Genomic DNA, 7,037 nt, shown 5'->3' with positions numbered 1-7,037 from the left:
CATCTATCATCCGTGGCAGGCCAATTTCGTGACAAAAGGCGGCAATGAGACCAAGGTGATCTAAGCGTTTAATAACAGGATGGGTAGACATATTTTGAGACCGTCAAATAGCAGTAATAGATCAAAACTGTCGATCGCGGTCAAGATGGTGTCGTAGTTTTTATGAAAAGCTGATCGCCAGATCACACTATTTAAATTCTGGAATTAGCTGCGGAATGACGGTTTTAGTGCGCTAAGGGATTGTTCTAACTCTAGTGTTCTTTCTTTTACTTGCCTTGCGAGCTCTTCTTTATAGCTACGTTCGAGCTTGAGTAGCCGCTCTCTATCTTCTAAGGCTATTTGCAGTTCCGTCTTAGAATTCTTTAAGGCGCTAAATGAGCTTCTAAGTTGTACTTGCATGCTATTGATGGAATCGGCGACTTGTTTGAATTCATCAATTTTTTCATGACGGTCAAATTGTAGTGGCTCGTATTCATGGTCTATGTCGATATTTTTGCAGTATTGGCTGAGTTTATCTAAGTGTTTAGTAATGTTGAACCACACTAAAAATAGAATAAACCCAGCCACTAAGAAGGTTTTAATGCCATTAGAAAGCAGAATGATAATGGCCTTATCATACAAGCGTTGATAGATAGCATCGACATCGACTTGTATTTCGAGTGTGCCGACATTGATGTTTTCAGTCGGTGATTTATAGACTAAAGGAAAGGTTTTATCTAAGGAGTGTTCTTGTTTTTGCTCGCCTGCATTCCATGCTTGGCCGCTGTCATCTTTAATCGAAATATAGTTAATATCGGGCAGCTGAATTAGCCCATTGAGCTGAGTGTTAATGAGCCGCTCGTCAATAACCCAAATACTGGCGGCGAGCACATCTAAGTTCACCTTTTCCATGTTGGAAAATACTCTATCGATACGCACGACATCATTGCGATAATCACTGATCAACTGATACGCAGTGGTGATTAAGGTGATAACAGAACTAAAAAGTACAATAGACAGGGTAAGGTGCCTGCCTATGGGGCTTTTGATAAGTTGGCTAAAGAATGTCAGCATCTTAAATTTTCTTTATGCAATAGCGGCTTGAGATGCTTATAAGCATAGACCTACAGATCCAGAAAGTGCATTTTCTCGCAGATAAAATCAACGAAATATGTCTTCATTTGTGGCATTAAATTTGCTTATTAGCCGATAAGTTCAATTTTTTGTCACTGGGATAGCACTATGTTTAAACTCAAGCTGGATTCAGTTAAGTTTTTTAGCCCGAAGAAAATGATGTTTAGAGTCATGCTGTGGCTTATGGTGAGTTGTTCTGTCTTACTTCTTATTCCCCCTAATGTGCTGGCAGTGCTGGCGCTCGATAAATTTGTGCCAGAACATGCACAGTTTGTTGGATTAGGTCTAATCGTTTCTATCGCTTACTTTTTGAGTCAATTAATTAACTTAGGCTTAGATGAGTCTATCCGTCATTTAAGTGATAAGCGCGTTATTGAGACGATTGAAGCTAAAGTGAATCTACTTGATCCCGCTGAGCGAGCTTTAGTGAGGGAATTCTTTCTTCAAGGCGCCACGATTTTGACTCTGCCGCAAAATGAACCCGCTGTAAAAAGTTTAGTGAATGCCTGCATCTTAGAAAAGCTCGGTAACGAGCGCCATTATGCGATTCAGGGACCGACCGCCGACTATAAGATTGCCATGAAAGCGCGTATGTACCTTAACCGTGATGTGCTGCGTTTGCCAGCAGGTGAGCCGAGCCAAGAAGAAATGCAGTCGTTGATTAAGGCGCGCCCGCAATTTTTGAATGGATTAGTACAAAACAGAAAACACGCAACATAGGCGTGTTCAGCCCCACTCGGATGAGTGCTAGCTATGTTTTAGTTAGCACTTTTAACATGCGAGACAACAAAAAATGGGGGTGATAAGACCCCCTAGATTTTGCATTTATACAAGAAACATGAAGAACAATTGGAGCAAAAACTATGGTTTCGGTGCCGACTTCACAATGAACATCCAAGTGATATAAGACACTATCCCTATTGTGCTAAAGATAACGATCATTGAAAGTAAGCCTATGGGGTTACCAAACATCAGATCTAACCAAAATGCCATGACTGAAATCCTCTTTCCTGTGAAGTCCTCGCTAAATTAGCGGTATTCGATAGCTAAAATACTGATCTCGATCAATAAAAAATCGACATAGGAATACAAAGTCATAACCCTTAGTTAACTCTGTGATCTTGGTCAAATTTAAGGGTATGCTTAACAGCGACGAGTTCAAACAATTTAGCTTTGTTTCTTCTTCCGTTAGCGTCTAGGATTAACCTATTCAACTCGATCGATATTTAGTTAACGCGCTATTCCATTTATTCGTTCTTGTTTTTATATGAAGGCGCGATATCAGTTTTTTAAAGGAGTAAAAAATGGATTCTAAAAAAAGTCACAAGGATTCAATGGGATATAATTCTATCTTTGCGCCACTATTGTTGCTGATTTATCCCCTCTATTGTTTGGTGATCACAGGGCACTTTGTTGCCATTTTGTGTTTAAGCGCGCTCGCCGCCATTTTAATGTTCAACATCAATAAATTAATTCGTAATTTGAGACAACTTGAGCGTGCAGCACACCACTTAGGCGAGGGAGATTTGAGTTATCAATTGGAAGAGAAAGATGCGGGTGTGTTCATTAAGGTAGTACATAACATTAATCGCATGGGTGAAGATGTCAGCCGTACGATTTTGTCTTTATCTGATACCTGTGAAGGGATGAAAAAAGTCGCCTCGGATATCAAGGTTATCAGTGAGCAGGCAAAGCAAGGCGTGTTAGAGCAAGAGCATCAAACGGAACTGGCAGCCAGTGCAATGACACAGATGGTTTCAAGTGTACAAGCCGTATCGCAAAATGCGGTGAGTGCTGCGCAGGCAGCTGATATTGCCCAAAGTTCTGCTAAGCGCGGCGATCAAATCATGAATGGCATAGTCACTAAAATTGGCGCTATGTCGCAACAGATCCATGATACTCGAACCGTGATCGAGCACTTGGCCGCCGACAGCAACAATATCAGTAGCATTATTGAAACCATTTCGCAGGTGGCCGAACAGACCAATTTACTCGCCTTAAATGCTGCCATTGAAAGTGCGAGAGCGGGTGAACATGGTCGCGGTTTTGCTGTAGTCGCCGATGAAGTACGTAATCTCGCTAAACGAACATCCGAAGCCACGGTTGAGATCCAGCAGCAAATCGCCGCATTACAAAAAGGCGCACAACATGGTGTTGAAGTCATGTTGAAAAACGTGGCGATTGCCGACGAAACGGCTGATATGGTTGATCAAGCTCACAGTGCACTCGGGCAGATTGTCGCTCAGGTGGAGACCATTACCGATATGTCCCACCAAATCGCCACGGCATCGGGACAACAACATACAGTAGCAGAGGAAATTAATAAAAATATCAGTGTGATGGCTGAGCTAGCCCTGAGTAATGCCTCCCACACCAACAACACTAACTTATCGAGTTTGAAAGTGTATAACATGTCGCAGGAAATCGGCTCCTTGCTGCATCGATTCCATGTGAATGCGGCATTTTTTAATTCGAGTCAGGCACAAAATAAACTCTTTGTGAAATGGGGACCTGAGTTAGACATAGGGATGCCAGAGATCAATCGTCAACATCAGCGCTTAGTCTCATTGATCAATGAATTACACCGCACATTAAATGAAGAGTATGGACTTGAAGCCATCAAACGTATCGTGCAAGGGTTAGTGGATTACACCGCCAATCACTTTGCCTATGAAGAGGAACTCTTTGCGCGTTTTGGTTACCCTCAAACTGACAGCCATAAGGAAAAGCACGGCAAGTTAGTTGGGCAAGTACTTGATTTTCAAAAGCGGGTTGTTAGGGGTGAAGATGTTGCCGACGAATTAATGGCTTTCTTGAAAGCTTGGTTGGTAAACCATATTCAAAAAAGTGATAAAGAATATACCGCTTTTTTATTATCCCATGGCGCAGAATAACCCCAAGAGCATGATTTTTGAGCGGTTAAATGCAATTTGTATTAAAGTCGCGGCAAAAGACTTGCCATTGTCATAAGCAAAGGTATAATTCCCAGCACTTAGAGACAGCCAGTTGTTTTGATTGCTTCTAAGTGCATATTTGATATGCCAGTGTGGTGAAATCGGTAGACACAGGGGATTCAAAATCCCCCGCCCTTAAAAGCGTGCCAGTTCGAGTCTGGCCACTGGTACCAAATCCTTCTGATGAAGGAACTAAAACCGACCTAGAGTCGGTTTTTTTGTGCCTGAAATTTGGTTTTCGCTCGGTGCTCTAGGTTGAGCTAGTGGGATTCGGCGATATCCATTTGCGTCATAGTCACGCCTTTGATTTGTGCATAAATCGCTTTTCCATGAGTGAGTTGCAGTTCGTCGCAGGCCCAAGGGGTGATGTTGGCCCAAAGTTCATCGCGGCCTAGGGCTATTTTTAATTGGATTTGTTCGCCGTTATCGCTGGGGTATAACTCTTTAATTTCTCCCTTTAGCAGGTTACGGATACTTGAGCCTTTGGGGAGCTCAGTGCAAACCGAGACATGATTTGCCTGAATACGCACTTTGAGTTTTTTTGCCGTTTCAGCCAGGTAGCCATTTACCCACAAATAGTTTCCATCATCCATCACGAGTCGAGTCATGGGGTAGTCGGGATGTCTGTCGGCGACCTTTGCACTGAGGAGTGAGCTGAGTTCCTGCAATGGCACCCAAGGCCGCATTTGCTCGCTATTCCACACTTCACTTAAGGCGCCTTGGGCAATCAATTTCCCCTGATGCAGCACCAGCATATAATCCGCCAGTTGTAAGATCTCATCTAGGCTGTGGCTCACGTACACTATTGGCAGTTTTAGTTCCTGCGATAAGGTTTGCAAGTAGGGCAGCAACTCGCGTTTACGGGGTAAATCGAGTGATGCCAGCGGCTCATCCATTAGCAGCATGTCAGGTGATGTCAGCAGGGCACGGCCAATGGCAACCCGTTGTTTTTCACCGCCCGATAGCGCGCTGGGATAACGACTGAGGAGTTTTTCAATCCCTAGTAGTTGCACAATTCTATCGAACAAGACTGGGTTAGCTTTACGCACACCATAGTTGAGATTGCCCTTCACGCTATAGTGCGGGAACAGTCGTGCTTCTTGAAATACATAGCCAATTTGACGCTTCTCTGGGGGAAGGTTCACTTTGCCTTGTTGATAAAGCAGTTTGTCACCGAGGCGGATTTCACCACTATCTGGGGTCGAAAGCCCGCCGAGCAGGTTCACTAGCGAGGTTTTACCCGCACCCGAGCGGCCAAAAACGGCTGTCACGCCTTGCAATGGCAATTGGGTATCGACTTTCAGTTGCAGTTGTCCGAGCCGTTTTTCAATATTTATCCTTAGCATACGCTTGCTGTCCTCTGCAGGGCTTTTTTACTCAGCCATTGGGAGGAGAGTAAAGACGCGAGCGCGATAACTATCGAGATAATGCACAGGCGCATGGCCTGATATTCTGCCCCTGGGGTTTCAATAAAAGAGTACATGGCGAGCGGAATTGTACGAGTTTCACCGGGAATATTAGAAACGAAGGTAATGGTCGAGCCAAATTCCCCTAGGCTGCGAGCAAAGGCGATAATCATGCCTGACACTATCCCCGGAGAGGTGAGCGGCAGTGTGATGGTGAGAAATACCCGCCATCGACTGCTACCTAAAGTGCGTGCGGCCTGCTCGAGTCGAATATCTACGGTTTCAAAGGATTGGCGTATGGCTCTGACCATCAGCGGGAATGACACTATCGCCGCCGCGAGGGCCGCACCGCGCCAACTAAAGCTAAAACTGATGCCAAACCAATTAAATAACCACTGGCCGATAAAACCTTGGCGGCCCATGCTGATCAGCAAGAGGTAACCCACTACCACGGGCGGTAACACCAATGGTAGATGGAGCACACTGTCGAATATGGCCTTGCCAGGAAACTCGACTCTGGCCAGCAACCAAGCGCATAAAATGCCCAAGGGTAAACTGGCGATAACGGCAACGGATGACACCTTTAAACTGAGCAGCAGTGCGGCAATTTCATAGTCGCTTAAAAGAGAGCCACTTAGCAGAGAGCCGCTTAAAAATGAGCTGCTTAACAAAGAACCACTCAGCACCCTAATTCACTCCAAAGCCATATTTTTCAAACACATTTTTTGCGCTTGGGCCTTGCAGATACTCATTGAACGCTTTGGCGCTTGCGGTCGATTCTTGTTTGACTAAGGCGACAGGGTATTCAATTGGGCTGTAACTCGTTTCTGGGAAGGTGCCAACGATTTTGATCTTTTGGGCGACTTTCGCATCGGTTGAATACACTATGCCAAGCGGCGCTTCACCCTGTTCAACCAACGCGAGGGCGGCACGGACATTGTTAGCACGGGCGAGTAAGGGCTCAGCGGCTTGCCACAGCTTGAGGTTTTCGAGGGCTTGCTTGGCATATTGTCCAGCGGGTACATGATCAGGGTCGCCAACAGCCATACGATTGCCTTTTAATGCGGCTTTAATATCCCAATCGCCATTGAGCACGACTTCTGTGATGGGACTATTTTTCTCGGCAATCAAGACTAAGGTATTTTTTAACAAGGTTTTTCGGCTGTTAACATCGACCGCTTTAGCATCGACCAGATAATCCATCCACTTTTGATTCGCCGAGACAAACAGATCGGCGGGTGCACCATTGGCCACTTGTTTTGCCAGTGTTGAGGAAGAGGCGAAGGAGAATATCACCTTAGTATTGTGTTCTTTTTCATATTGCTGGCCGATTTCGTTAAGGGCATTGGTGAGCGATGCCGCTGCAAAAACAGTCACTTGCTCATTGTCTGCCGCAAAAATTGGGCTAGATGTCAGTACCATTGTGAATAATGAAGCCGTGGTAAAACGCAGTAATTGCTTAAGGTGAATGGATTTCATTGTGTTCCTCCGTGATAAAAAGAGATCGTTATATACCAATCTATACATCGATCATTCAAGCCTTAAGCAATCAATTAGTGATCTG

General features: G+C 44.7%; 7 protein-coding genes, 1 tRNA gene and 1 pseudogene. 3 read left to right on the top strand and 6 right to left on the bottom strand.

The features are described from left to right. Together L5M37_RS21605 and L5M37_RS21600 are read right to left on the bottom strand one after the other, a co-directional pair. On the bottom strand, positions 1-91 hold a 91-nt coding region (locus L5M37_RS21605; RefSeq protein ID WP_263201813.1), incomplete at its 3' end, for a DUF4277 domain-containing protein. A 131-nt stretch (positions 92-222) separates the two neighbouring features. Beyond that, positions 223-1,053 (bottom strand): annotated as a pseudogene (locus tag L5M37_RS21600) (histidine kinase); the annotation flags it as partial. A gap of 168 nt (positions 1,054-1,221) precedes the next feature. Here L5M37_RS21600 and L5M37_RS21595 point away from each other — a divergent pair. After that, on the top strand, positions 1,222-1,833 hold the full coding sequence (locus L5M37_RS21595) for a superinfection exclusion B family protein (RefSeq protein WP_263201811.1): 612 nt from the start codon (positions 1,222-1,224) through the stop codon (positions 1,831-1,833). Positions 1,834-1,974: 141 nt separating this feature from the next. Here the strand turns inward: L5M37_RS21595 and L5M37_RS21590 are convergent, their stop codons facing one another. Continuing rightward, complete coding sequence (locus L5M37_RS21590; RefSeq protein ID WP_105251481.1) at positions 1,975-2,106, bottom strand: DUF3149 domain-containing protein; 132 nt, start codon at positions 2,104-2,106, stop codon at positions 1,975-1,977. A gap of 311 nt (positions 2,107-2,417) precedes the next feature. Between L5M37_RS21590 and L5M37_RS21585 the strand changes: the two genes are divergently transcribed. Beyond that, a complete protein-coding gene (locus L5M37_RS21585) occupies positions 2,418-4,007 on the top strand; it encodes a bacteriohemerythrin (protein ID WP_105251482.1) in 1,590 nt (529 codons plus the stop codon). A gap of 146 nt (positions 4,008-4,153) precedes the next feature. Beyond that, positions 4,154-4,240, top strand: a tRNA-Leu gene (locus tag L5M37_RS21580). 87 nt (positions 4,241-4,327) lie between these two features. On the opposite strand, the gene modC is transcribed toward L5M37_RS21580, so the two are convergent. Genes modC through modA form a run of 3 tightly spaced genes read right to left on the bottom strand, consistent with a single transcriptional unit; the run spans position 4,328 to position 6,952 of the window. Beyond that, a complete protein-coding gene (gene modC / locus L5M37_RS21575) occupies positions 4,328-5,413 on the bottom strand; it encodes a molybdenum ABC transporter ATP-binding protein ModC (protein WP_263201810.1) in 1,086 nt (361 codons plus the stop codon). Continuing rightward, positions 5,407-6,144, bottom strand: a complete 738-nt coding sequence (modB, locus tag L5M37_RS21570) for a molybdate ABC transporter permease subunit (protein ID WP_263201812.1) — start codon at positions 6,142-6,144, stop codon at positions 5,407-5,409. The genes modC and modB overlap by 7 nt, the downstream gene beginning before the upstream one ends. A gap of 16 nt (positions 6,145-6,160) precedes the next feature. Then, positions 6,161-6,952: a molybdate ABC transporter substrate-binding protein gene (modA, locus tag L5M37_RS21565; RefSeq protein ID WP_263201809.1), complete on the bottom strand. Its 792-nt coding sequence runs from the start codon at positions 6,950-6,952 to the stop codon at positions 6,161-6,163. Between the last annotated feature and the right edge of the window lie 85 nt (positions 6,953-7,037).

It is taken from the genome of Shewanella sp. SM69 (assembly GCF_025653985.1).
Taxonomy (GTDB): Bacteria; Pseudomonadota; Gammaproteobacteria; order Enterobacterales; family Shewanellaceae; genus Shewanella; species Shewanella oncorhynchi.
The sequence above is the reverse complement of the archived record's forward strand: the minus strand, read 5'-3'. Positions and strand labels throughout refer to the sequence as shown.